The 2,158-nt window shown below is 34.4% G+C and carries 1 protein-coding gene and 1 pseudogene; both read right to left on the reverse strand.

From position 1 onward, the window contains the following. Window positions 1-1,722: 1,722 nt before the first annotated feature. Entirely contained in the window at window positions 1,723-1,929 is a 207-nt protein-coding gene (locus ACFIO3_RS12030) for a Trm112 family protein (protein ID WP_375608099.1), read from the reverse strand. 13 nt (window positions 1,930-1,942) lie between these two features. Next, a pseudogene (locus tag ACFIO3_RS12035) lies at window positions 1,943-2,158 on the reverse strand (ATP-dependent protease); the annotation flags it as partial.

Below are 2,158 nucleotides of genomic sequence, written 5' to 3' on the forward strand. Positions count from 1 at the left end.
ATATATGTTTTTTCCGTTGTTGAGAGGGAGAATCGAATATCTGAAGATCTGATTTTGGCATCATTTTTTTCAAAGTTCATTTGAGGGCTTTTATTATCATCCAAAAGTTTACGGCATGTTTCTTTCTGATCCGTTAAAATCCATGATGTAAGATGTAGTAAATGAATAAGTACCAAGAGTATTGGGCAATGATAATAAATTGTGAAAAGAGAGAAATGCTGTTTTTAAAATTGATGTTTTTTTATTTTAAAGTTTATTGCTTCTTTTTTCTGATTTGTCTTATTATGCCGTTTATACTATATCACCTTTTATAATGATATTTGGCTCAAGTAAAACTTTACGCATGTAGTATTTTTTATTCGTCGTATGATGAAAATTTTTAAGCAGGTTTTAGTTTGTCGAGTCTCGTAAAGTAGATCAATGGTCAGCAGCGGCTTTCGTGTTAACCAATCGCGTAAACGAGAATGAAGCCGATGAGAAAGGCTTTAAGTCTCGTTTCTCTCATATGTTGTGATAGGGAATTAACATTAAGGAGGCCGCGATTGATTACAGACAAAAGAAATCATTATGAGAAAGCAGGCGACCTTGTTTCATAATTTCTAATGCTTTTGATGATAAAGGCACAACTTTGTTGTCGTATCACGGTAGCTCTTGCATATTCTCAAGCTAAGAACTGTCTATATATCTTCATTTATCTTTCACAAATAAACGCATATATATAAAGCAAAGGGAAGCCAGTCCTGTAAGGATAAGCAAACGCAAAGACAATGGTATCATTGTTTTTTTTGATAGAAGGATTGGATAAAAGTTGAGGCATTTCTCCATTCCATTTTCGGTCTATTCGTGACTTTATGGCGTTATTCTTCTCATGTGTTGTTATTTGTAAATCAACATCCAATTCTAACGCAGGAGCATGTTTGAGACTAAGATTGAGACGGATAAGAGCTCTATTAGCTGTTTCTACCTTTGTTATCAAATGAGAGCGAGTGTATTGCGTATCTCTTGTTTGGGTAATTTCTAAAACCGATCTACATACTCATTATGGGAAAATATGAGGTTATAAAGGAGGAAATCCGTCTAGCGTACTCATATCTTTTAAATTCGACTTTGCTACTTTCAAAAGTGTCCAAAGTAATATCTCTTAAATAATGAAAATGAAGATGATGCACTGCCTCGGGTTTTTGTTTTTCTTGTTTTTTGAATAGGATAACATCCTTTATGTAAAAAATAGAAGCTCCAAACGGAATATACTTGTTTTGCTAATTTATGTGCTTGTTAAAAAAACATTTATGAATTCTCCCCATATCTATTTCACGATGGTATTCGTGAATGGTATAACGTAAAGTCCATGAAATATAATTACCTTTATATTTAATAAACTTCATTCACTTGAGTTGATTCAAAATGTTATTATGACCTTTGTATTTAAAGGGTTCATAAGAAGCATTTTTATTCCTTTTTTCCATTTCTTTTATTCAGATGCTTGTGTTGGGCAAGCAAATGGTTTTGATTGCTCCACAGTATGAACAAGCTGGAATGTGAGAGAATCTGATGATATTTTGGGCTTTTATTACAAGGTGTAAAGCGATATAAATATCTTTTAAATCGGTGTATTACTATATTGTAAAACGCTTTTTTTCAGAATTCGTCAATACTTGAGATATCATAGGGATAGAGGCTTGATAACAGTGGGCTTGTAGAGGGAAATTGCTTGGAAATTTTTTATTTTTTACGCGTTATTTCTTCATTATTTTGCAAAGGGCGTGCTTCTGAAGCAAGCATAATGGGAACGCCATCACGAATAGGATAGGCAAGTTTGGCTTTGTAAGAAACGAGCTCTTGTGTTTTTGGGTTGAAAGAGAGCGTGCCTTTTGTCATTGGGCAGACGAGCAATTCAAGCATTTTGGAATCTGTGGTCATTTTTTTCATGTTTGGACGTCCATTAGTTTAAACGGTAATCTGTTCCTGTTTGCTTCATGAGTGAGCGTTCTGTTAATGCAAGAAGAGTTTGGGCGCGACTTCTGATATCTGGAGCTTCAAGGAGAGCTTGTTTTTCTGCGGGTGTAAAGGGAATAAGAGCTGAAAAAGCATTAACCAATATAGGTGTAGGGGCTTCTATGATACTGCTCCAATTATATTCCATTTCATGGATGGTTAG

This window comes from Bartonella sp. AD328YNZD (genome assembly GCF_042196425.1).